This window comes from Ferrovibrio sp. (assembly GCF_025869515.1).
GTDB lineage: Bacteria > Pseudomonadota > Alphaproteobacteria > Ferrovibrionales > Ferrovibrionaceae > Ferrovibrio.
On record NZ_JAOZVR010000077.1, the window covers coordinates 14,168 to 35,979 of the forward strand.

Genomic DNA, 21,812 nt, shown 5'->3' on the forward strand with positions numbered 1-21,812 from the left:
TGCTGACTATCTGCTCCTTGCCGGGCCTGATGGCGAACGGAAGGAGAAGGCCCGGCTGATGCGCCGGGCCAACTTCGAAGGAATTACTTCTTTTTCTTGGCGTAACGCTCGAGGCCCGGCAGGTAATTGTGATTGCCTACATGCTCCGACACAAGCTGACGGTACTGGTCGAGGAAAGCCGAACCATCGATTCCCCGCTGATTTGCGGCCATTAGCCATTTATCCCACAGGGGTTTTGCCACGGCGTCACGGACGCGCGCCTTCTCCTCCACACTCATCAGCACGACCTGCGTCTTACCTGCGGCGATCACCGCATCCACTGCTTTGTCGACCATGCCGTCCATGATTGCCGCGTAATGGTCGGGGACCTTCGCAGCCACCTCTTCCATCACCTTCTGCACGTTCGGCGGCAGCTTCTTCCAAGTATCGAGATTGATGGACGTGCTGGACACGGCATAGACGCCCATGCCGCCGCCATCGGACACATACGGGGCAAAGTCATGCAGACCGACCGAAATGCTGGTCAGGAAAGGTGCAGACGAAAAACCATCGATAACCTGCCGCTGGAGCGCGCCGACGGCGTCGCCAAATCCCATCGACACCGGCACCGCGCCCAGAATCTTGAGGCCATCCGCGATGCTCATGACGGAGCGGATGCGCATGCCCTTGAGATCCTCGACCTTCCTGATCGGCTTCGTCGACCAGATCGTGTTCTCGGAGAAGCCGAGCGCATAGAGCAGCTTGACGTTCTGGTTGGCATATTCCTTCTGCAGCGCGGGCGATTTCTGAGCCAGCTGGTTGAAGGCATAGGTCACAGCGACCGAGTCGTCGGTGATATACGGCAGCGTGACGTTGCTCAGCACGTAATCCGTCGGCTGAAAGGCCGCGGGCACGCTCATCCCCATATCCACCGCGCGCCGGGACATTCCGGGATAGATTTCCGGCCCACCGAACATGGCGCCGCCCAGAAAGGTGTCGAACTTGACCGCACCGTTGGTCCGCTTCTCCACCTCTTTCATGAACCAGGTATCGACCTGGACCAGAGGGTCATTGGCGCCGAAATAGGTGGCGTAGCTCAGGGTTTCTGCGCTGTGCGCTGTACCGGCGCCCGCCAGCAGCATTCCGGCCACGGCCAGCGACGCCGCAACCCGCTTTTTCAGACTCCATGCCCTCTTGGTGCTCGACATCGGGGTTTCCTTCCCATTTCCCGGCCCCCGATCCCATATCGGGTGGCTCTATTTTCTAACAGTCGTAAGTTAGTATATGTCGATTCCGCTGGCTTGCAAGCACAATTACCGCCTGAATAAGCCTAGAGGCAAAGAAACGTGCAGGCCGCGCGGGCAATAACGCGCCCAACCTCCTGCGTCGAGGTCACCCGCACCGAAGCCACCGAAGCACCCAAGTGATCAATCTCGGCCTGCGCCAGCGTGTCGGCCGTACCGGCAAAGCGCAGAAAGCTGAAATGCGCCGTGGTCAACCGGGCCGGCCGGCCGCTGCGTTCCTTCGCCACGGCCTCGCCGGCCGCGCGCTGCAGATGGGCCGCGACCGCCCCACCATGCAGCGACGGCAGCGAGCCATTGCCCACCAGGCCGGGACGGAACGGCATGCGCAGGCCGTCGGGCTGCGAGACAAATTCCATTAGCCCGCGATAATTCGGCGCCGTCGACATTGCCGCCACGGCGCCATGGCCCCGCCGCGGCTCCAGCTTGGGGAGGCGACGGCGGATAAACTCGCCGGTGGCGCAGGCCAGCAGCGTTTCCGACCCGGTTTCGCGCGCTTCGGCGCGCATCATCACCATGCCGGCTTCGGGCTCTCCGCCGACATGCACCGCCTGCGCGGCGACATAGCAGCCGGTTTCCGGCGCCGGATCCCGCAGATAGTCGATCCGCAGATCGACCGTCGCCGTGCTCTCGCGATAACCCATGGCTGCCATCGCCCCGATCCCGCAGACACTGTCGAGCACGGTGGCCAGCGGCCCAACGCCGATCCAGGCTTCGCCGGCCTCGGCGAGGAAAGGCGCATAGGGCAGTTCCAGCACCACCCGCTGGTCGGCCGAACGCCTGTAGCGCACGCCGATCTCGTCATCATGGGCAATCGGCCCGCCAAGGACCTGGGCCAGCCCCTGATCGATCGGAATCATCTGCATCGGCCTCTTTCCTCCCGGCTCGACCCAACGTCTGGATGTTCTTCAGGTGGTTGTTGCAGACCACCCGAGCATTCGCTATTCTAACTAACACTTGTTCTATATTTTGTCGAGAAGGGATACCGGTATGGGCCTTGCCTACGAGGAATATCGCCTTGGCCAGACCTGGACGACCCAGCGCCGCACGGTGACCGAAGCCGATGTGGTGATGTTCTGCGGCGTGTCAGGGGACTTTAACCCGCTGCATTCCGACGAGGAGCATTGCCGCGAAACCCGTTTCGGCACTCGGATTGCCCATGGCCCGCTTGGCATGTCGATGGCGATCGGCCTGATGTCCCAGCTCAACCTGATCAACGGCACCGCGCTGGGCCTCCTCAATCTCAACTGGGATTTCCGCGGTCCGATTCGTCTGGGCGACACCATTCATGCCCGCGTCACCACCGATGCCCTGCGCCCCACCAAGGCCGGCGACGGAATCGTTACCCTGCGCTTCAACGTCATCAACCAGAAGGACGAGACGGTGCAGGAAGGCACAGCCACGCTGCTGATGAAGTCCGCGTCGAAGGCCGGATAATCGGGCGACAGAATTTCGAGGACCGAGGCCGCCCCGCAAATGCCAGAAGTACAGGACAGGCAATGACCGTTTTGCATAGTTCCATCGATCCGCGCGATACAGGCTTTCTCGCGCGACAGGAAGCATATCAGCAGTTGATCGACCGGTTGCGCGAACGGCTGGACTGGGCGCTGGCCGGCGGCGGCGAGCGCATGGTCGAACGCCATCATGCGCGCAAAAAGCTGCTGGCGCGCGATCGCATTGACCTGCTGATCGACCCTGGCACGGCGTTTCTCGAACTCACGCCCCTGGCGGCATGGGGCATGTATGACGGCCAGTTGCCCAGCGCCGGCCTCATCACCGGCATCGGCACTGTGCGCGGCACCGCCTGCATGATCATCGCCAATGACGCCACGGTGAAGGGCGGCAGCTTCTATCGCGAGACGGTGAAGAAGCATATCCGCGCCCAGGAAATCGCCATGGAGAACCGGCTGCCGGTGCTTTACCTGGTCGATTGCGGCGGCGCCAACCTCAACCAGATGGAAGAGGTGTTCTACGACGAGAACCATTTCGGTGGCACCTTCTATCGCCAGTGCCGCATGTCGGCCGAGGGCCAGCCCCAGCTTGCGGTGGTATTCGGCGAATGCACCGCCGGCGGTGCCTACATCCCCGCGCTCTGCGACGAGTTCGTGATGGTCGACGGCAATGCCTCGATCCATCTGGGCGGGCCGCAGATCGTGCGTGCTGCCATCTCCGAAGTGGTCGACCGCATGGATCTGGGCGGTGCTGCGCTGCATACCTTCAAATCCGGCGTCAACGATCATATTGCGCCCGACGAGCGTTCCGCCCTCGGCCGCCTGCGCGACATGGTCGGTGCGCTGAACTATGCGCAGCCTTTCGAGCACCATCCGAAGGCGCCACGTCCACCGCTGTTTGACCCGGCCGAGATTCCGGGCATCGTTGGCACCGATCTCAGCCGCCCCTTCGATCAGCGCGAGGTTATCGCCCGCCTGGTGGACGGCAGTGCCTTCCACGAATTCAAGCCCGACTGGGGCGACACCCTGGTCTGCGGCTTCGCGCATATCGAGGGTTTCCCCGTCGGCATCATCGCCAATAACGGCGTGCTGTTCGCGGAAGCCTGCCTGAAGGGCACCCATTTCATCGAATTGTGCGACCAGCGCGGCACGCCACTACTGTTCCTGCAGAACACCACCGGCTTTATGGTCGGCAGCGAGGCGGAGATCGGCGGCATTTCGAAACATTCCGCCAAGCTGGTCTATGCCATGAGCAACAGCCGGGTGCCGCGTTACACGATGATCACCGGCAGTTCCTATGGCGCCGGCAACTACGGCATGTCGGGCCGCGGCTTCCGTCCTCGTTTCCTCTTCATGTGGCCCAATGCCCGGTTGGGCGGCATGAATCCGGATGTCGGCAGTACCGTGCTGATGGATCTGCGTCGCGCCTCGATCAACAAGGAAACGGTGAACGAGGAAGAACTGGCCCAGTACGAAGCTAAGATTCGCCGCATGTTCGACGAAAAGTCGGATCCCTATTTCTGCACCGCGCGGCTGTTCGATGACGGCATCATCGACCCACGTGACACCCGCCGAATTCTGGGGATCTGCCTTGCACTGGGCAACATGCGCCCAACGCCGCGCCCGACTCGGCCGGTGTACAGGATGTGATGACATGACCGCGTTTCTGACCGCACCATTTCCGATCCGTACCGTTCTGATCGCCAACCGGGGCGAGATCGCCTGCCGCGTCATCGCCACCTGCCGGCGCCTCGGCCTGCGCACAGTCGCCGTCTATTCCGATGCCGATGCGAACGCCCTGCATGTCCGACTTGCCGACCAGGCCTGCCGCCTTGGCCCGCCGGCGGCCTCCGAAAGCTATCTCAACATCCCGGTAATCATTGCCGCCGCCCGCGCCAGCGGCGCCGATGCGGTGCATCCCGGCTACGGCTTCTTGTCGGAGAATGCCGGTTTCGTCCGCGCCTGCGCCGAGGCCGGGCTGATCTTCATCGGGCCTTCGGCCGAGGCGGTGCAAGCGATGGGATCGAAAATCGAGGCACGCCGCATCGCAGAAGCCGCTGGCGTGCCGGTGGTGCCGGGCTTCGACGGCGTTGGCGCCTCCACCGAAGAGCTGATCGCGGCGGCCGAACGCATCGGCTATCCCGTGATGGTCAAGGCCAGCGCCGGTGGCGGCGGCCGCGGCATGCGCCGCGTCGAAACGGCTGAGGCATTGCCGCCCGCGCTGGCCAGTGCCCGCGCCGAGGCCGGTTCTGCCTTTGGCGATGACACTGTCTTTCTGGAGAAACTGATCCAGTCGCCGCGCCACCTGGAAGTCCAGGTGTTCGGTGACGGCAAGGGCGGCGCCCTGCATTTCCACGAGCGCGACTGCTCGGTGCAGCGGAACCACCAGAAAGTCATCGAGGAAGCCCCCGCGCCCAATCTGCCGGAGGCGGTGCGCGAGAAACTGTTCTCGAGCGCGCTCAAGCTTGCCCGTGCCATCAACTATGCCGGCGCCGGCACCGTCGAGTTCATCATGGAAGGCGGCGGAAGCGAGCCGTATTTCCTCGAGATGAATACCCGTCTGCAGGTTGAGCATCCGGTTACGGAATGTATCTGCGGCGTCGACCTGGTAGAGTTCCAGCTGCGCCAGGCCGCGGGCCTGGCCCTGCCGCTGACGCAGGAGCAGATCGTACCGCGCGGGCATGCCATCGAGGTCCGCATCAATGCCGAGCGGCCCGATGAAGGCTTCCTGCCGGCCACCGGCCGTTTCCTCGATGTCGTGCCGCCGCGCGGCCTGCGTTTCGACACCGGCGTCGCCGCCGAATCCGAGGTCGGCACTTATTATGATTCCATGCTGGCGAAGCTGATCTCGCATGGCGCCGATCGCGAGACTGCACGACAGCGGCTGATCGCCGGCCTCGAGCAGCTGGCGATGCCCGGCTTATCCGTGAACCAGGCTTTCCTCGCCGATTGCCTGCGCGCCCCGGCCTTTGCCGCAGGCAATGCCACGACGGCCTTCCTCGGCGAGACTTTCCCCGATGGCTGGCGGCCGGATTCCAAGAAACTCCTGGCGTTGCGCGCGCAGGCGGCGACCGCCCTGCTCGACCAACCCTCGGAGAATCCGCTGCTGCGCACCGATGGCTTCCGCGCCACCGGTCCCCGGCGACCGGGTGCTGCGCCGCTGGCGGTCGACGACGATTACGGCCAGGCCGATCTGACGCTGCTATTCGGCGCCGAACGGTCGGCGCTGTCCGGCGGGGAGATTGTTACACTCGGCAGCCGCGATGCGGCCGTCTGGCACTCAGACGGCGTGATTCATGCCACGGCAGACGGACTTTCCGTCAGCCTCTCAGCGCGGTCGCTGGCCGAAGCCCGGGTCAATGCCCGCGCCGAAGGCCAGGCCGCCGGGCAGATCGTGGCGCCGCTCACCGGACTGATCACCGGCGTCCATGTCGCGCCGGGCGATGTAGTGAAATCCGGCGACCAGCTGCTGGTCATGGAAGCTATGAAACTGGTGCACACACTGGTGGCGCCGTTCGACGGCAAAATCATCAAGGTCGCCTGCGCCACCGGCGAAACCAAAAGCGCGAAGACAGTGTTGATCGAAATGGAGGAGAACCCCTGATGGCTGGACTTTGGTACGAGAAATTCGAGGAAGGCATGGTGTTCAACCATGAATGGACCCGAACCATCACCGAAGCCGATAACCGGTGGTTCTCTCTGCTCACCATGAACACCCAGCCGCTACATATCGATGCGCATGCCGCGGCTAAGTCGGTCTGGGGTCGGCCGCTGGTGAATTCGCTGTTCACCCTTGGCTGCATGGTGGGAATGACAGTCAACGACACCACGTTCGGCACCACGATTGCGAATCTCGGCATGACCGATGTCCGCTTTCCGCATCCGCTGTTCGAGGGCGACACCATTCGCATGCGCACTACCGTGCTGGGCAAGCGCGAAAGCAAGTCCCGCCCGAATGACGGTATCGTCACTTTACGCCACGAATGCTTCAACCAGGACGGCATCCTGTGCGGTGTGTGTGATCGCGCCGCCCTGATGATGAAGCAACCAAAGTCGTGACAGAACTGTCCGACCAACGCGTCCTGGTGGCCGGAGGAACGGCCGGCATTGGTCTGGCAATCGCCCGCCGCGCCATCGCCGCCGGCGCGCGCGTCGTCATCGCCGGCCGTGATCCCCAGCGGGGCGCCGCAGCCCTCGAGCAGCTGGGCAACCTGCAGGCTTCCTTCATCCGCGGCGATGCCGGCGATCCTGCGGAATGCACCGCCATGGTCGCGGCGGCGGCGGAAAGCTTGGGCGGCATCGACGCCCTCTTCTGCTGCAGCGGCGGCAATCCGATGCCGTGCCTGCTGAAGGACATTCCCCTGGACAAGGTCATGGGTATTATCAACCGGTCGCTGGCGCCGACGATCCTGCCGGCGCGGGCGGTCCTGCCCACCATGACGCAACAGGGCCATGGCGCAATCGTCTGCATTGCCTCCGATGCCGGCAAACTTGCCACGCCAGGTGAGGTGGCGATCGGCGCGGCGATGGCCGCCATCATCATGTTCTGCCGGGCCATGGCGTATGAGGCAAAGCGCCAGGGTATCCGCGTGAACTGCATCACTCCCTCCATTGTCGAGGGCACCGAGCTGCACGACAGTCTGATGAGCGATTCCTTCGCGGGGCGACTGTTTTCCAAAGCCAAGACGCTGGCCCATCTGGGCGTCGTCCAGGCCGAGGACATTGCCGAAGCGGCACTTTTCCTAGCCGGTCCCGGCGCCGCCCGCATCACCGGCCAGACCCTGTCGGTGACCGGAGGCATCTCGGCAATCTGAGGGCAACCGCCGATAGCCAGAGCGCCCAAACTTCGCTAGAAAAGAAGTGAGGTTATGGAATTTCACAGTAAGGGACCGAAGGCCGTGAGCATGAACGCGGACCGGGCAACCGAACGGGCTGCCGGTGGCGGCCGCCAGCGTGTCAAGGCCGAGGCAGCGCGCGCCGAGATCCTGGCCACGGCGGCCCGCATGATGCGGCGGGCAGGTTACTCCGAGATGTCGCTGCGCGATCTGGCTGCCGAGGTCAACATGAAGGCCGGCAGCCTGTACTACCATTTCACCTCGAAAGACGAGCTGGCCGCCGAGGTGATGCGCATCGGCGTTGAGGCGATCGAGGCCGTGGTGCGCAAGGGCCTCGCCGATGCGGCTGATCACTCGCCGGCGGAACGGCTGTCCATCGCCATCAGGATTCATCTGGAAACCCTGCTCGAGAAGAGTGACTTTGTCTCCTCACATATCCGTTGCTATCCCTTCGTGCCGGAGACGGTGCGCGAGCAGCTACGCGACGTGCGTCGCAGTTACGACCAGCTATGGGTGGAACTGATCCGCGACTTCCTCGGTGCCGGCGTTCCCAATGAAACCGTGCGCTACCTTCGCTTCGTGCTCATCGGAGCGCTGAACGGTTCGGTCGAATGGTTCAATCCCAACCGGGATTCCATTTCCGACTACGCGCGCATGATCGAGAAACTGCTGACCAATCCGTCATTCATAGGCCGCTGACGTGTCCTGCCGTTCCTATTTGTTCGTTCCCACCGACAGTTCCCGAAAAATGACGCGTGCGGCGGAGAGCGGGGCCGATGCCCTGATCCTCGATCTCGAAGATGCCGTGGCGCCCGCCAACAAGGTAGCAGCCCGCACGGAAGCTGCGCGTTTCCTGGCTGAGCCCGTGCCGATGAAACGCTTCGTGCGGGTGAATGCTCTGGCGACCGGACTGACCGAGGAAGATGTCGCCGCAACCATTGCCGCAGCTCCTGACTGTTATGTTCTACCCAAATGCGAGGGACCGGACGATATTGAAACCCTTTCGGGCCTGATCGCAAAGCTGGGTGGCGGTGATGGCATCGGCATCATGTCGATTGGAACGGAGACGGTCCGCGGCCTGCGCCGGCTGATGCGCGAGGACTGGCGTCATCCGCGCCTGACCGCCTTCGCCTGGGGCGGCGAGGATCTCTCTGCGGATATGGGCGCGGAACGCAACCGAGATGCGGCGGGGGCCTATCTAGGCCCGTTCTTAATGGCGCGCGACCACACCCTGCTGGCGGCACTCGAAGCCGGTGCGGAGGCTGTGGATGCGGTCTTCACCGATTTCCGCGACGAAGCTGGACTGATGCGGGAAGCCCGTCTGGCCAAGACACTGGGATTCAGCGGCAAGATGGCGATCCACCCGGCGCAGGTGCCGGTCATTCATGCCGCATTCCGGCCGGAACCGGCCGAAGTCGACTGGGCGAAAGCCGTGATTGCAGCTTTGGAAGCCACCGGCGAAGGTGTTGCCAGCCTAAACGGTATGATGCTCGATCGTCCGCATCTCATCCGGGCGCGCAAAATCCTCGAATGCGAAGCGAGATCCTGAACTCGCGAAACCACTGCAAGCTTTGTCGATGCGTTTTTATTGAAGCGCCTCCCAGCCCCATCACACTTCATGGTCTGAAGAATGCCGATCCAGCGAGACCGTCAATCACCCAAACTCTGGATGAGACCCGCTTCGACACTGTCGATGACAGCAGTGTCTGCCGGCACATTCAGCCTGGCCGCCAGACCACCAAGGCCCGCCCCACCGATGACGACGACATCGGCACCATCATGATGCCGGCACTCCCAAACCGCCCGATTTAAAGCTTGGATCGCGAGATCAGGCTGTTCGGCGATGATGGTACCGGTCGTATCGATGGTGCGAATGCCGGCCAGAACCATCTCATCATTCCGCAAAAGCGGTGCCACCATCGACGGCAGCAGATCACGCCATTGCGTGCCGGCGGTCACGATCCCCAGTCGCCGGCCACGGCGGCCCGCCGCCAGCAATGAGGCGCCGAGCAGACTGCAAACCGGAATTTCCAGCATCTGCCGTACCGCCGCGACCCCAAGCTCGGCAAAGCACCCCATGACTATCGCGTCGAAGGCCTTGCCCTGGCCAATGCACAGGTCACGCACGGCTGCGATGGCGGCCGCCTCGCCGGCCCGCATGGTCTCCATATCGCCCAGATAGGCCGGCCCACCTGCAGCGGTCACCACCTGGACAACAGCCCGACCGGTCAAAACGATGTCAGCAACATCGGCCAGCCGCTGGCTGACGGCAGCGGAACTGTTCGGATTGATCACGAGCAGACGTTTAGCGCGGGACATGGCCCAGCATGCGGCGATCCAGCACCAGGATAACCACCAGGGTGATGGCAACGATGATGCCCGAGACCGAGGCCACGCGTACATCAAGGTTGGAGTCGAGCAGGATCCACAGGTTCACCGGCAGGGTCTCGACCCGCGGATCCGACAGCATCAGCGAGACCGGCACATGGTCGATGGAGCTCAGGAAGGCGATCACGGCGCCGCCTAGCAGGCCGGGCCGGATCAGCGGCAGCGTGACATTGAAGAAAGTGAAAATCCGGCTCGCCCCCAGGCTGGCCGAACAATCGAGCAGAACCGGATTAAGCTGCTGCACCGCAGCCGAAACCATGCGGATAACAAAGGGCGTGACGATCACAGTATGGCCGACGGCCAGACTCCACAGCGCCGGCCGCATACCCAGCAGCGACAGCAGCAGCAGTAGCGCCAGGCCAAGCGACATGGCCGGAAAGACCATCGGGGACATGAACAGCGAGTCGAGCGCCACCGCCCAGGCCGACCTGCGCCCAGCGACGGCCAACGCCGCCAGAGTGCCGAGCGTGGTGGAGGCCAGCGTCGAGATCAGTGCCACCTGCAGGCTGATCCAAGCCGAAGCAGCGATCTGCGGCGAGTTCTCGAACAGTTCGATATACCAGCGCACCGACCAGGAGCGCGGCGGAAACCGCAGCAGGAAATCCCCGGTAAAAGACATTACTAGGATCACCAGTGTGGGCGCGACCAGCAGGATCACCGATGCAGCTGCCAGAAGTCCAACGACAGTCTCGTAACTGAGGTTTCGCAGTTTAAGCATCCATGCCCCGTAGATACTTGCGCGAGTAACGATTCATCGCGAACACGATGACCAGGATAGAGATGGCGAAGACAATGGAGAGTGCTGCCGCAGCATTCCATTTCTGAACACCGATCGCCTGCTGATAGATCAGCAACGGCATGAAGATCTGGCGCCCGCCGCCGACCAGAGTCTGGCTGACAAAAGCGGTGGATGATCCGGCGAAGGTGAGCAGGAAGCCGGCGATGGCGCCGGGCAGCGACAGTGGCAGGATCACGGTGCGGAAAACATAGAACCGGCTGGCGCCCAGGCCTTCGGCCGCCTTCACCAGGTTGTCGTTGATGCGTGCCAGCGAGGCGTTTATGGGCAAGGCCATCAGCGGCAGGAAAATCTGCACCAGCGCCACGATCAGGCCGGTGCGGGTGTAGAGCATACGCAGCGGCTCCTCGATCCAGCCGATGCTCATCAGCGAAATATTGATGACGCCTTCGCGACCCAGGATGATCATCCAGGCAAAGGTGCGCACCACCGTGTTGGTCAGCATCGGCAGTAGAATCAGGAATACGATGATGGCGCGCCCGCGCGGACCGCAGCGCATGAACAGCAGGCCGATCGGATAGGCCGCCAGCATGGTGGCAAAAGACACCTGCAGGCCCAGCACCAGGGTGTCGAACAGGATCCCCAGGTTGAAGCCATTGGTCAGCGCCGCGACATAATGCACAAGAGTAAAATTGAAACCGCTGGTCGATGCCGACAGGCTGATAATGACCAGGATGACCACCGGCACCAGGTAGGCGACGGTGAAAAGCAGCGCGAGCGGCGCAGCCGAGAGATATCCCGATACTGCACCGCCCGCCCGCATGATCAGACCCGGATTTCCCGATTGAACCGTTCGACCCAGCTCGGGCGGCTGGCAATAAACTTGGTCCAGTCGAGGAAAATGCCACGCTTCAATACATCGCCAACAGTGGCGCCGACATCGCGATTGAAGCCGGTCAGGGCGACTTTTGGATTGGCCGGCATCATGATCCAGGGCGCCGCCTCCAGCTGCGCCTGTACGACGGGGTCGATTAGCAGATCGACCACTTTCTGAGCCAGCTCGGGGTTGCGGGAATTCTTGATCGCCGCGGCGGTCACCGTCTGCAGCGGCAGGCCGCTGGACGGCACGGCAAAAGCGATATCGGCGCCGCGTGCCTTCAGGGCGGCGACATTGTTGAAGAAGTTCGGCGCGATATCGACCTGACCCTGGCTCAGCGCCGTGGTCAATGCGCCCGGATTGGGCGGAATGGCACCGACATTGGCCACCAGTTCCTTGAGCGCGGCAAAGCCCGGCTCGACATTGGTTTCCGAGCCGCCGCGCAGCTTGGCCACCTCGATCAGGAAAGTGGTGCCCAGCGTGGAAGCCGGGCCGACAATGCCGACGCGACCTTTATATTCAGGGTTCCATAGGTCGTTCCACGAGGTCGGCGGGGTTTTGATCTTTTTCGGGTTATAAGCAATCCCGATGGAGGTCAGCGCCATTGCCGGGCCGAAACCGTCCGGGTCGCGCAGATTGGCCGGCATGTCGGCATAGTTTGGACTGCCGCTCTCCAGGAATTTCTCAAGCAGCCCATCTTGCTTGGCCGTAATGATCGGCCCGTTGTCCCAGATCGCGACATCGAAAGGCGGATTGTTACGCGAGGCCTGGATGCGGCCGATCAGGTCGGTGTTCAGCATCGGCGAAAAGGCCGACGTGGCGCCGAACTTCTGCCGGATCTGCGGTCCAACAACGGCTTTGAAGCCCTCATCTACGCTGCCGGGGTAAGTGGCGATGAAGACCTCTTTCGACTGCGCCATGGCGGGAAAGGCCCCGGCCATGGCACTGCCGGCGAGTATGCCAAGCATGGTACGGCGATCGATCTGCATGTGATGTCCCCTTTTTTGCCTGTCTGGTTAATGGTCTGCGGAGGTGGATTGAGTGCCGGCGGAGTAGATCGTGCAGGCGGCCGGATCGCGGATCGCCATATGGATCAGCTCGCCTGCCGTGTTGCGGATGCCGCCGCGCTGATGCGGCTGGGTGAACTTGAGCACGGTGCCGGTCGCGGTTTCGGCCTCGATCACATCCATGGAACCGAGTGGCAGTACCTGGCGCACGGTGGCTGTGAACAAACCGCCGTCAGCGTCCGTCAGGCGCAGGTTTTCCGGCCGGACCGACAGATAGACGGCGCTGCCCGGCGCGTGCTCCTTGTCGCTGGGCACCGCGCAGGCCGCACCGGTGTCGAGTTCAAGGCCGACACTGCCGCCGTCGCGGCTACGCAGGGTGGCACGAAGCAGGTTGGCATGGCCGAGAAACTGGTTGACGAACAGCGTGCGCGGCCGGTCATACAGATCGGCCGGACTGCCCAGCTGCTCGATACGGCCCTGGTTCAGCACAACGACCTGGTCGGCCATCGACAGTGCCTCTTCCTGGTCATGGGTCACCAGGATCGAAGTCACACCGGTCCGCTGCAGCAGCGCCTTCACTTCGATCTGCATGTCGAGCCGCAGGCTCTTGTCCAGCGCTGAGAAAGGTTCATCCAGCAGCACGATCTTGGGTTCGACCGCCAGCGCACGCGCCAGTGCGATGCGCTGCTGCTGGCCTCCCGACAGCTCGCCAGGCAGGCGATTGCCGAATTTCTCCATCTGCACGAGCCGCAACATCTCGGCGGTGCGCTCGGCCACAACAGCGGTGGGTTTGCCGCGGGCGCGCAAGCCGTAGCCGACATTCCGGGTGACGCTCATATGCGGAAACAGCGCATAATTCTGGAACACGATGCCGATGCTTCGCTCGGCCGCTGCCATATCGTCGATGGACACGCCATCCACCAGGATCGATCCGGCCGTCTGGCGGATGAATCCCGCAATGACTCGCAGCAACGTGGTCTTGCCGCAGCCCGATGGCCCCAGCAGCGCCGTGAGGCTGCCCGGCGGAATGTCGAGTGAAATCTCGGTCAGCGCAGGCACGCCCGCATAGGCATGCGAGACGCGCGACACAGTGAGCTGGTGACCCCGCGCCACCGTCATGGCACACCCCCGGTGGCGGCAATGTTGTTGCCTGTCACCATCGCCGCGTAATAGTCATGCGCGATCGGGCAGCTCAGGGATTTGAGATAGACCGCCTCGATGGCGTGCTTGAACGGCGCCGTATCGACCTGCGACGACATCAGCTGGTCGATCAGTTCAGCATGGGCGCTCTGCGCCTCGCGCAGGACCGCTGTCTCATCAATCGTGGTCAGGCGGCCGTCACGCATGACGATCCGGCCATCAACCACGGCCAGGGCGATATTGCTGCCACGCTCACTATAGACGATCTGCCGCACGGGGTCGTTCAGTGGCGTAAAGGTGGTGGAGTCGAGCCGATACCCGACTAGATCAGCCTTCATGCCAACGGCAATACGGCCGATCTCATTGCCCATGCCGAGCGCTGCCGCGCCGCCTTCGGTGGAGGCGCGAAGGATTTCCGCCGCAGTCAACCACTGCTTCATGTCCGGGCTGGCCAGATTTGGCAACACCGCGCCTATGCCCATAGCGTTCAGCATATTGACGCCGAATGGCAGGCCGACACCGTCGGTACCCATGCTGACATTGATCCCGGCATCCAGGCAGGCGCGCACCGGCGCGATGCCGGCGCCGATGATGGCGTTGCTCCAGGGATTGTACTGCACGGTGGCGCCGAGGTCGGCAATCAGGGCGATGTCGCGCTTCGACAGCCAGACGCCATGGATCAGCGTGGTATCTGGCTTGATGAAGCCGATCTCTGCCATATGGGCGACCATCGACTTGCCGTAGAATTCATGACCCGTCACGATCTGCATGCGGGTTTCCTGGCAATGCGTCATCACCGGCAGGGCCAGATCGTCAGCCAGCCGGCGGCAGCGCCGCAGGAAATCGTCGGTGCAGCGATGCGGTGCCGATGGTGCCACCAGCACGCCGACGCGCGACGAGGCAGGATGATGGCTGTCGGCCAGATCGGTCACCAGATCCAGCAGGGTGTCGGCCTGCGGTCGCGGCAGTGCGCGCAACTCGGCCAGCAGGTCCGCCGGGAAGCATTCGTCGAGATAGGGATAGCTGTCGACCACGGCGCGGTCGATCATGCTGAAGCCTACTAGCGCGCGCACGCCGGCATCCGAATAGGCCTGCAGTGCGGCATCCACATGCTCGCGCGAAAAGGTCTGGCCCAGCGACAGGTCGTCCACCAGGGTGGTGGCGCCGGTGCGCAACGATTCGATGGCGCCGATCATGGTGCGCAGATACATCTGCCGCGGCGTGATCTGCACCGGACGGCGCGGCCGGATCAATGCCATGGCCACTTCCATGGTCAGGTTTTCCAAGCAGCCCTTCAGGTAGTGGTCCCAGGAATGCAGATGGCCGTTGACCAGGCCGGGAGCCAGCAGCAGGCGCGTCGCATCAACAAACGTGTCGGCGGCCGTGGCCGGCGCCGTGCCAGCCGGTTCGATGGCAGCGATGCGGCCATCCCTGATCACCAGGTCGGCGGGCCGGGCCGCACTGCGACTGTCCGGCAATACCTGCGCTCCTGAAAGTACCGTCACCGTCACTGCGTCAATCCTCCGGGCATGGCATTCCCATCACGAGGCGATGGCTTCTATCTTCACATTGTTGGCCTTGGCGAATTTCATGCGCTTGTGGTCGCCCGAAGTGATGGGCGCATAGCGTGCCGCACCGCCGTCGGGCTGGCAGCCCGGGATACATTCGATCACCGCGTCGTAGTTGGGCTGGTGGAAGAAGGCGATCGACAGGCGCCGTGAACCGAGACGGCGATCGACCGGCGGGTTGACCACGCGATGCAGCGTCGACACCCAGCGGTCGTTGGTCCATTGCGCCATCAGGTCGCCGATGTTGATCATAAATCCGCCGGGCGGAATCGCCGCATCGATCCAGTCGCCGTCCCGAGTGCGGACCTGCAGGCCGCCGGGAGAATCGTCCCCGCGCAGGATCGTCAGCGCGCCGTAGTCGGAATGTGCCCCGGCCCGCAATTGGCCGGGCTGCGGTGGCGTCGGCTGGTCGGGATAGTTCTGCGCCCGCAGCAGGCTGATGCATTTGTCGGTCTTGTCGGCAAACCAGGATTCCGGCAAATCAAGCGCCACTGCGAAGATGCGCATGATGTCGTCGGCCAGCCGGTGCATGGTGCGGAAATACGATATCCAGGCTGTCCGCAGGTCCTCGGGCCGCTCGGGCCAGATATTGGGCACAAAATGCGGATAAGATTTCGGCCCTGCGTAATCCGGATCGGCCGGCAGGTCGACCGGACCGATGGCGAAGGTTTCCTTCAGGTCGAAGGGCGCCGATACATCGAGGCTGTAGGCAAGCGATTCGCGACCGACGGCGTTGTAGCCGCGGCTCGCCTCCGGTGACGGCCGCTTGACCAAGTCCTTTTCATCGAAGGAAAGATCGAAGAAACGATAGGCTGCATCATAGGCGGATTTGTAGGCGCTGTCCGGAACGCCGTGACCGGTGAGGGCGAAAAAGCCGATGCTCTCGTTGGCGGTTGCAATGGCAGCAGCGACCTGGGCCTTGTCTGCGGCTGATCCGTTCAGGAAGCCCGAGATGTCCACCGTGGGAATGCTCTGCCTGTTCATGCGGATTCCTCCATGACGGGGCGCGCCTGCGTGGGGAACTGTTCGGCCCAGAGTGTCGCCAGATCGATGCGGCGCGGCACCCAGATCTGGTCGCCGTAGCTGTCGAGCAACTGCAGAATTCGGCGAAAAGCAGCGAAACGCGCCGGACGGCCGATGATGCGCAGATGGAAGCCGATATTGAGCAGCTTCGGACAGCCGGCAGCGCCTTCGGCCAGCAGCACCTCGATGGCGTCCTTCACATAGGCCACCATCTCGTCGGCAAGCACGAAGCCGTTCGGATGGAAGAACTTCATGTCATTGGTGTCGAAGGTGTAGGGCACCACCAGCAACGGCCGCGCCGGCTGCGTCGCATCCCAGTAGGGCAGATCGTCATCCAGCCCGTTGCTGGTGTAGGTGAAGCCCAGTTCGCGCAGAATGTCGCGCGTCCAACGGCTTTCGCTGCCGCGGCAGAAAAATCCGACCGGCCGTTCGCCCGTGGCCAGCCGGATCACTTCGACGCAGCGCTTCAGGTCGGCGCGTTCGGCGTCCGGGCTGTCGTAGTGGGCATGCGGCAGCCAGCGCCAGCCGTGACAGGCCGCTTCATGGCCGGCGGCCACGATGCGACGCGCAATCTCGGGCGAACGCTCGACCGCACGGCCGCACATGTAGAAGGTGGCAGGCCGACCATGCGCTTTCAGCGCATCCAGTACCCGCCAGATGCCGGCGCGCATGCCATAGGCGAAGATCTGCTCGGTACCCTGATCCCAGCGGCCTTCCGGCACCACGCTGGCCACTTCGGAGATGCGCTCGCTGCTGGCATCGCCATCGCCGGTGGCCAGCTCGGCACCTTCCTCGAAATTTACCACTAGCGAGACAGCCAGCTGAGCATCGTTCGGCAACCGTAAAACCGGCGGCTCCGACCCATAACCATGAAGATCGCGTGCGCTCACCGGTTCACCCGTTCTTTGCAGTATCGGCGCGGAAAAAGCGCTTGGTGAACTGCTGCTGCAGGTCGTAGATCATGCCCTTGGTCTGGCGCGGATAAGGCATGCGGATCGGCGTATCCGACAGGCGCGGCCACTGGCTGGACTTGCCGCGCACCATGCGGCTTTCGTACTCATCCCAGTCTACGCCATAGAACAGTGGCCAGGCGTCGGCGGCGGCGTATTCAAAAAACAGGATGCGGCGCGATCCCGCACTGGTGTTGTGGCCGGAACCGTGGATGACCAGCGGGTGATGGATCGACATCGCGCCCGGCGGACCGAGCAGGGTTTCCGCCGCTGTCGTATCGATCTTCTCCGCGTCCGTATCGATGGCGCCAAAAAAATAGCCGCCGTGATGATGGTCACGCAGCCCCGTCAGGTGGGTGCCGGTCAGCAAATGCAGCGGGCCGTTCTCCGTCGTGCAGGCATCGATGGCGATCGATACGAAGGCCATGGACGGATTGGTGTGCGGCACGAAGGCCCAGTCCTGGTGCCATTCCAGCGGCGAGCCCACAGATGGCATCTTCACGTTGATCTTGGAATGATGCAGTCGGATATCGGGACCGATCAGCTCTTCGACGATATCGAGGATTTCCGGCGCCCGCGCCAGTTCGGCAAAGAAGGGGTTGATCTCGTGCGGTCGCTTGATGCGCTGGATCACGGGCTGGCCGTTCAGCTTCTCCGGTTCGAAATCGAAATGGGCATCGCCCGGGCTACGGCCCTCGCCGTCAGCCATCAGTGCGTCGGCGGCCTCGCGCATACGCGCAACCGTTGCGGCCGAGAGCTGATCCTGCAGGATCAGGCAGCCATTGGTCTCGAACGCCTGGCGAAAGCCGCTGGTGTTTTTTGCAATCGCAGCTTCAGGCATTGCTTGCCTCCCTGGAGAAAACCACCAGCACGCCGCCCCCTTCAGGACCCTGGTGCTCGGCGCCGCCGGCGCAGAAGACGCGCGTATTGCCGAGCAGGCTGGACAGCATGCCGCCGACGGCGGCGCGCACATGGCGCGGTGGCTGGATATCGCTGTCGCGCCAGATCACGTGGCGACGGCCGCGGATGACCTCGGCAGCCGGCGGATCGCCCTTGAACAGCACGCCATCAATCCGCGTGCTCTCCGTGACCGCCAGTTGCGGATCCGGTGTGAAACCTAGCCGGCGCAGCAGACCGGTGGCCGATTTCAAGTCGATCAGGTCCTGTAACGCGGTGGCACCGACGCGATGCGGCCCGATCCAGCCCGACGCATGGCCGAACACGATGATATCGCAACGCATGTCGGTATTACCTGGCGTCACGATGGCGCGGCTGGTCTGCAACCGGCCGTCCTCTAGCGAGGCATCGTTCAGACCGGCCATGTCGACCTCGCCGAGGGCCGCAGCCACGCCGATGGCGCAGGCCGCCCGGGTTAGCGGTTTGGAGGCATGCGGCCGTATGGCGCGAACTTCCACCTTGCGGCCCATCGCATCGGCGATGGCGGCATCGGTGAGCAGAGCTGCCTTGATTTGTACGAAGGCGACGTCAGCCGCTGTCATGCCAGCGTCCTGCATGGCTGTCTCAACTGCTTCGGCCGTTGCCCTCACCTGCCCCAGCGTGCCGATCTCTTCCGGCGCCAGCAGACGGGTGCGCGCATGACCGACGGCCAGCGCACGCGTATCGTCAGTCTGCGCATCCTGGACGTCGCGCCGCTGCACGACGATGTAATGCGGCGACAGCACACCCTCGCAGCCACCCGAGGCGATCAGCACTGGTGCCGCGCCGTAGCGGGAGAAAATGCCCTGCAACGTCATTGCGGCGACATCGCGGCTGAAGTCGTTGTCCTGGCCGTTGCCTTCCGTCTTCACGTAAATGCAGACCACGGCGACCGGATCGATCCGGCCTTCGGCAATGGCGGCAATGAGCGCCGACATATCCGACGGCGCAGTCATCCCGAAACTGAACACTTCGCCCAAACGCGGCATCACAGCTCTCCGAAGGAAGTCCTCCATCCGGTCGAATTGCAACCGCCGTGCCAGAGCCCGGGCGAGACTGCGGAATATCGGGAAGTGGCTGATTTACGGGAGTATTCGGATAATGCGGCTGGCGGCGCGGATCTGTCGGCCAAAACCTGCCCAGCCCAATATGTGCACATTCATTCGGTGAATGTGCACATATTTGCGACACAGATTCTGCCGCCGAATGCGCCAGCCTCCCAAATCACGGAGAAAAAAGCGTGCCGCGGTCGGCATGGAGATTGCAACGCCCAGTGTATGAAAACGCCGCCTCAGGACGCGAGTGAAGAAACATGAGCACCAGCGGATTGGACGCCGATCTCACGGCGGAGATCGACCTTGCGGCAACGCTGTTCGACAGCCTGCGCGACAGATCGCGCAGCCGGCTCGGCGTCACCCGCGCCTCCTATGGCGAGGGCGAGCAGATGGCTCACGATCTGATGAGCCAGCTGGGAGAGACCCTGGATCTGGAGCGGCGCATTGATGCAGCTGGCAATCTGTACCTGACGCTGCCCGGCCGCGACCGCAGCCTGCCGGTCATCATGACCGGTTCTCACCTTGATTCAGTGCCAGAAGGCGGCAATTACGACGGCGCCGCCGGAGTGGTCGCCGGTATGGCGACGCTGGCGCGCTGGCGCCGCGCCGGTCGGCAGCCGCACCGCGACATTACCGTGATGGGCGTGCGTGCCGAGGAGCTTTCCTGGTTCCCCGCCCCATATATCGGGAGCCGCGCCGCTTTCGGCCTGTTGGAACCCGAGGCCCTCGACGCCTGCCGCCGGCCGGATACCGGAAAGACCCTGGCCGAGCATATGGTGCTGGCCGGTTTCGCGCCCGACCGCATCCGTGCCGGCGAGGCACAGATCGCCGTTGATCGGGTGCACTGCTTCCTCGAACTGCATATCGAGCAGGGACCCGTGCTGGTGCAGCGCGCGTTGCCAGTCGGCATCGTCACCGGCATCCGCGGCAACCTGCGCTATCGCCATTGCCACATCGCCGGGCGTTATGGCCATGCCGGGGCAGAGCCGCGCGAGAGCCGTCAGGATGCCTTGCTGGCCGGCGTGGACTTCATCCACCGCCTGGAATCTCTGTGGCTGGAGCATGAACGCGATGGCAAGGATCTGGTCTGCACGGTGGGGCAGTTCCATACCGACACGGCCGTACATACCATGACCAAAATCCCGGGCGAACTGTGGTTCACCATGGATCTCCGTAGCGAGGACAACGATGTGCTGCTCGCCATCGACCGCCGCCTGCGAATCCATGCCGACGAGATCAGCCAGCAACGACGCGTCCGGATGGACCTTGGTGACTACACCAATGCGCTACCGGGCCCAATCGATCCGGCCCACTTGCAGAGGCTGACACAGCTGGCTAAGACCTTGGGGATTCCAGCCATGACGATGGCCAGCGGCGCCGGTCATGATGCGGCCGTCTTCGGCAACAGGGGCATTCCGACCGCCATGATCTTCATCCGCAACGAGCATGGCAGCCACAATCCCGATGAGGCGATGGAGATGGCGGATTTCGCCCAGGGCCTGAAGCTCCTGGTGGCCGCCGTGGAGGATATTGATGCCGCCCTCTAAAACGAAAGGCGCTGCGACTAAGCCACGGAAAAAGGGCGACGTCGATACTGATGAAGCGATCTACAACGCCATTCGGCAAGCCATGCTGATGGGCAAGCTGCCGGCCGGGCTCAACCTGCAGGAGCCGACGCTGGCACGGGCGCTGGGCGTCAGCCGCGAACGCGTGCGTAAGGCGCTGCACCGCCTGGCGCATGAACGCTGGCTCGACATGATTCCCAATCGCGGCACCTTCGTGCCAACGCCAACCATCGAGGAACTGCACAATATTTATGAGGCACGGAAGATTCTGGAGGTCGGCATCGCCCGAAAGCTGGCGACACGTCGCGCTTTCATCGATACCGAGCGTCTGAACCAGCACGTCGCATCGGAAAAGAAAGCGATCAAGACAGACGACCGTGGGCGGTTATTCAGACTATCGGCCGAATTCCATTTCCTGCTGGCCGAACTGAGCGGCAACGACCAGCTCATCGACATGCTGCGCGGACTTCTGACCCGATCATCGCTGCATTTCTCGCTCTTCGCACCCAAACGCCTGCATAACTGCGCCGGCCCGCATGAGCATGAGGATATCGCTGATGCCATCCTGGAGGGTGACACCACTCGAGCCGCGAAGCTAATGCTGGACCATCTGGTCGGACTTGAAACAATGCTGTCGGTGCGCGATCGCGTCGACAACTTCACCAGCCTGGAGGATGTCTTCCGGTGTACGGCAGTGGGCCGCGGCAGGACATCCCTGGCTACCGGCAAAAAGCAAGGCGGAAGATCGGACGGTAAGAAGTCCTAATCGGATGCTCCCCTAAGGATGTCGCCGAGATTGGCGAATCCATTTCCGACCTAGATTTTAAAAAATGTTGGGATCGCTGAGTACCTCAGTGGGAAGCAGGACAACTTGAACCTGCTCAGATCTCCTTCCGGCAACCCCTGTCCCCGACAGGCAGGAAAAAGCCTCAAGAACTGGCCTCTAAACCACTCTGACGATCAGCTTCGCCTTATTGTGGCCAAGCCCAAGGCCTAGGTCA

Annotated in this window: 21 protein-coding genes; 9 read left to right on the forward strand and 12 right to left on the reverse strand. The window is 63.1% G+C overall.

The window, feature by feature from the left end:
- Positions 1-83: 83 nt before the first annotated feature.
- Together dctP and OJJ21_RS11865 are read right to left on the reverse strand one after the other, a co-directional pair.
- The gene (gene dctP / locus OJJ21_RS11860; protein ID WP_297686453.1) at positions 84-1,187 is read right to left on the reverse strand and encodes a TRAP transporter substrate-binding protein DctP; all 1,104 of its coding nucleotides are present in this window, start codon (positions 1,185-1,187) and stop codon (positions 84-86) included.
- Between the two features lie 122 nt (positions 1,188-1,309).
- Positions 1,310-2,146, reverse strand: coding sequence for a PaaI family thioesterase (locus OJJ21_RS11865; protein WP_297686455.1), 837 nt, complete (start codon positions 2,144-2,146; stop codon positions 1,310-1,312).
- A 124-nt stretch (positions 2,147-2,270) separates the two neighbouring features.
- Between OJJ21_RS11865 and OJJ21_RS11870 the strand changes: the two genes are divergently transcribed.
- The 7 genes from OJJ21_RS11870 to OJJ21_RS11900 all read left to right on the forward strand — a co-directional run bounded on the left by OJJ21_RS11870 (position 2,271) and on the right by OJJ21_RS11900 (position 9,115).
- Positions 2,271-2,717 (forward strand): MaoC/PaaZ C-terminal domain-containing protein, encoded by a 447-nt coding sequence (locus OJJ21_RS11870; protein WP_297686457.1) that lies wholly within the window; start codon positions 2,271-2,273, stop codon positions 2,715-2,717.
- A gap of 62 nt (positions 2,718-2,779) precedes the next feature.
- Positions 2,780-4,381, forward strand: coding sequence for a carboxyl transferase domain-containing protein (locus tag OJJ21_RS11875; protein WP_297686459.1), 1,602 nt, complete (start codon positions 2,780-2,782; stop codon positions 4,379-4,381).
- A 4-nt stretch (positions 4,382-4,385) separates the two neighbouring features.
- Positions 4,386-6,335 carry a biotin carboxylase N-terminal domain-containing protein gene (locus OJJ21_RS11880; protein ID WP_297686461.1) on the forward strand — a complete coding sequence of 650 codons (1,950 nt, stop codon included), beginning with the start codon at positions 4,386-4,388 and terminating at the stop codon, positions 6,333-6,335.
- Positions 6,335-6,790, forward strand: a complete 456-nt coding sequence (locus OJJ21_RS11885) for a MaoC family dehydratase (protein WP_297686463.1) — start codon at positions 6,335-6,337, stop codon at positions 6,788-6,790. The genes OJJ21_RS11880 and OJJ21_RS11885 overlap by 1 nt, the downstream gene beginning before the upstream one ends.
- Positions 6,787-7,545: an SDR family oxidoreductase gene (locus tag OJJ21_RS11890; RefSeq protein ID WP_297686465.1), complete on the forward strand. Its 759-nt coding sequence runs from the start codon at positions 6,787-6,789 to the stop codon at positions 7,543-7,545. Before OJJ21_RS11885 ends, OJJ21_RS11890 begins: the two co-directional genes overlap by 4 nt.
- 90 nt (positions 7,546-7,635) lie before the next feature.
- The gene (locus OJJ21_RS11895) at positions 7,636-8,265 is read left to right on the forward strand and encodes a TetR/AcrR family transcriptional regulator (protein ID WP_297686722.1); all 630 of its coding nucleotides are present in this window, start codon (positions 7,636-7,638) and stop codon (positions 8,263-8,265) included.
- Between the two features lies 1 nt (position 8,266).
- Positions 8,267-9,115: a CoA ester lyase gene (locus OJJ21_RS11900; RefSeq protein WP_297686467.1), complete on the forward strand. Its 849-nt coding sequence runs from the start codon at positions 8,267-8,269 to the stop codon at positions 9,113-9,115.
- A 101-nt stretch (positions 9,116-9,216) separates the two neighbouring features.
- On the opposite strand, the gene OJJ21_RS11905 is transcribed toward OJJ21_RS11900, so the two are convergent.
- From OJJ21_RS11905 to OJJ21_RS11950, 10 genes are read right to left on the reverse strand one after another with little or no spacing between them, the layout of a single operon-like run.
- Positions 9,217-9,885 (reverse strand): aspartate/glutamate racemase family protein, encoded by a 669-nt coding sequence (locus tag OJJ21_RS11905; protein ID WP_297686469.1) that lies wholly within the window; start codon positions 9,883-9,885, stop codon positions 9,217-9,219.
- Complete coding sequence (locus OJJ21_RS11910) at positions 9,872-10,672, reverse strand: ABC transporter permease (RefSeq protein WP_297686471.1); 801 nt, start codon at positions 10,670-10,672, stop codon at positions 9,872-9,874. The genes OJJ21_RS11905 and OJJ21_RS11910 overlap by 14 nt, the downstream gene beginning before the upstream one ends.
- The gene (locus OJJ21_RS11915; protein WP_297686473.1) at positions 10,665-11,513 is read right to left on the reverse strand and encodes an ABC transporter permease; all 849 of its coding nucleotides are present in this window, start codon (positions 11,511-11,513) and stop codon (positions 10,665-10,667) included. The genes OJJ21_RS11910 and OJJ21_RS11915 overlap by 8 nt, the downstream gene beginning before the upstream one ends.
- A gap of 2 nt (positions 11,514-11,515) precedes the next feature.
- Positions 11,516-12,556, reverse strand: a complete 1,041-nt coding sequence (locus tag OJJ21_RS11920; RefSeq protein WP_297686475.1) for an extracellular solute-binding protein — start codon at positions 12,554-12,556, stop codon at positions 11,516-11,518.
- A 27-nt stretch (positions 12,557-12,583) separates the two neighbouring features.
- Positions 12,584-13,693 carry an ABC transporter ATP-binding protein gene (locus OJJ21_RS11925; protein WP_297686477.1) on the reverse strand — a complete coding sequence of 370 codons (1,110 nt, stop codon included), beginning with the start codon at positions 13,691-13,693 and terminating at the stop codon, positions 12,584-12,586.
- Positions 13,690-15,225 carry an amidohydrolase family protein gene (locus tag OJJ21_RS11930; RefSeq protein WP_297686479.1) on the reverse strand — a complete coding sequence of 512 codons (1,536 nt, stop codon included), beginning with the start codon at positions 15,223-15,225 and terminating at the stop codon, positions 13,690-13,692. The genes OJJ21_RS11925 and OJJ21_RS11930 overlap by 4 nt, the downstream gene beginning before the upstream one ends.
- A 30-nt stretch (positions 15,226-15,255) precedes the next feature.
- Complete coding sequence (locus tag OJJ21_RS11935; RefSeq protein WP_297686481.1) at positions 15,256-16,266, reverse strand: 2-oxoglutarate and iron-dependent oxygenase domain-containing protein; 1,011 nt, start codon at positions 16,264-16,266, stop codon at positions 15,256-15,258.
- Positions 16,263-17,144, reverse strand: a complete 882-nt coding sequence (locus tag OJJ21_RS11940) for a polysaccharide deacetylase family protein (RefSeq protein ID WP_297686483.1) — start codon at positions 17,142-17,144, stop codon at positions 16,263-16,265. Before OJJ21_RS11940 ends, OJJ21_RS11935 begins: the two co-directional genes overlap by 4 nt.
- Positions 17,145-17,199: 55 nt before the next feature.
- A complete protein-coding gene (locus tag OJJ21_RS11945; RefSeq protein WP_297686485.1) occupies positions 17,200-18,096 on the reverse strand; it encodes a phytanoyl-CoA dioxygenase family protein in 897 nt (298 codons plus the stop codon).
- Complete coding sequence (locus OJJ21_RS11950) at positions 18,089-19,180, reverse strand: ring-opening amidohydrolase (protein WP_297686487.1); 1,092 nt, start codon at positions 19,178-19,180, stop codon at positions 18,089-18,091. The genes OJJ21_RS11945 and OJJ21_RS11950 overlap by 8 nt, the downstream gene beginning before the upstream one ends.
- Before the next feature lie 323 nt (positions 19,181-19,503).
- On the opposite strand from OJJ21_RS11950, the gene OJJ21_RS11955 reads away from it, so the two are divergent.
- Both OJJ21_RS11955 and OJJ21_RS11960 read left to right on the forward strand, forming a co-directional pair.
- Complete coding sequence (locus tag OJJ21_RS11955; RefSeq protein ID WP_297686489.1) at positions 19,504-20,793, forward strand: Zn-dependent hydrolase; 1,290 nt, start codon at positions 19,504-19,506, stop codon at positions 20,791-20,793.
- Complete coding sequence (locus OJJ21_RS11960; protein ID WP_297686491.1) at positions 20,780-21,577, forward strand: GntR family transcriptional regulator; 798 nt, start codon at positions 20,780-20,782, stop codon at positions 21,575-21,577. Before OJJ21_RS11955 ends, OJJ21_RS11960 begins: the two co-directional genes overlap by 14 nt.
- The last annotated feature ends 235 nt before the right edge of the window (positions 21,578-21,812 follow it).

Excerpts from the sequence above, each read along its gene's own strand:
- dctP (WP_297686453.1), bottom strand. The coding sequence starts at position 1,187 with ATGTCGAGCACCAAGAGGGCATGGAGTCTGAAAAAGCGGGTTGCGGCG.
- OJJ21_RS11865 (WP_297686455.1), bottom strand. The coding sequence starts at position 2,146 with ATGCAGATGATTCCGATCGATCAGGGGCTGGCCCAGGTCCTTGGCGGG.
- OJJ21_RS11870 (WP_297686457.1), top strand. The coding sequence starts at position 2,271 with ATGGGCCTTGCCTACGAGGAATATCGCCTTGGCCAGACCTGGACGACC.
- OJJ21_RS11875 (WP_297686459.1), top strand. The coding sequence starts at position 2,780 with ATGACCGTTTTGCATAGTTCCATCGATCCGCGCGATACAGGCTTTCTC.
- OJJ21_RS11880 (WP_297686461.1), top strand. The coding sequence starts at position 4,386 with ATGACCGCGTTTCTGACCGCACCATTTCCGATCCGTACCGTTCTGATC.
- OJJ21_RS11885 (WP_297686463.1), top strand. The coding sequence starts at position 6,335 with ATGGCTGGACTTTGGTACGAGAAATTCGAGGAAGGCATGGTGTTCAAC.
- OJJ21_RS11895 (WP_297686722.1), top strand. The coding sequence starts at position 7,636 with ATGAACGCGGACCGGGCAACCGAACGGGCTGCCGGTGGCGGCCGCCAG.
- OJJ21_RS11905 (WP_297686469.1), bottom strand. The coding sequence starts at position 9,885 with ATGTCCCGCGCTAAACGTCTGCTCGTGATCAATCCGAACAGTTCCGCT.
- OJJ21_RS11910 (WP_297686471.1), bottom strand. The coding sequence starts at position 10,672 with ATGCTTAAACTGCGAAACCTCAGTTACGAGACTGTCGTTGGACTTCTG.
- OJJ21_RS11915 (WP_297686473.1), bottom strand. The coding sequence starts at position 11,513 with ATGCGGGCGGGCGGTGCAGTATCGGGATATCTCTCGGCTGCGCCGCTC.
- OJJ21_RS11920 (WP_297686475.1), bottom strand. The coding sequence starts at position 12,556 with ATGCAGATCGATCGCCGTACCATGCTTGGCATACTCGCCGGCAGTGCC.
- OJJ21_RS11925 (WP_297686477.1), bottom strand. The coding sequence starts at position 13,693 with ATGACGGTGGCGCGGGGTCACCAGCTCACTGTGTCGCGCGTCTCGCAT.
- OJJ21_RS11935 (WP_297686481.1), bottom strand. The coding sequence starts at position 16,266 with ATGAACAGGCAGAGCATTCCCACGGTGGACATCTCGGGCTTCCTGAAC.
- OJJ21_RS11945 (WP_297686485.1), bottom strand. The coding sequence starts at position 18,096 with ATGCCTGAAGCTGCGATTGCAAAAAACACCAGCGGCTTTCGCCAGGCG.
- OJJ21_RS11950 (WP_297686487.1), bottom strand. The coding sequence starts at position 19,180 with ATGCCGCGTTTGGGCGAAGTGTTCAGTTTCGGGATGACTGCGCCGTCG.
- OJJ21_RS11955 (WP_297686489.1), top strand. The coding sequence starts at position 19,504 with ATGAGCACCAGCGGATTGGACGCCGATCTCACGGCGGAGATCGACCTT.
- OJJ21_RS11960 (WP_297686491.1), top strand. The coding sequence starts at position 20,780 with ATGCCGCCCTCTAAAACGAAAGGCGCTGCGACTAAGCCACGGAAAAAG.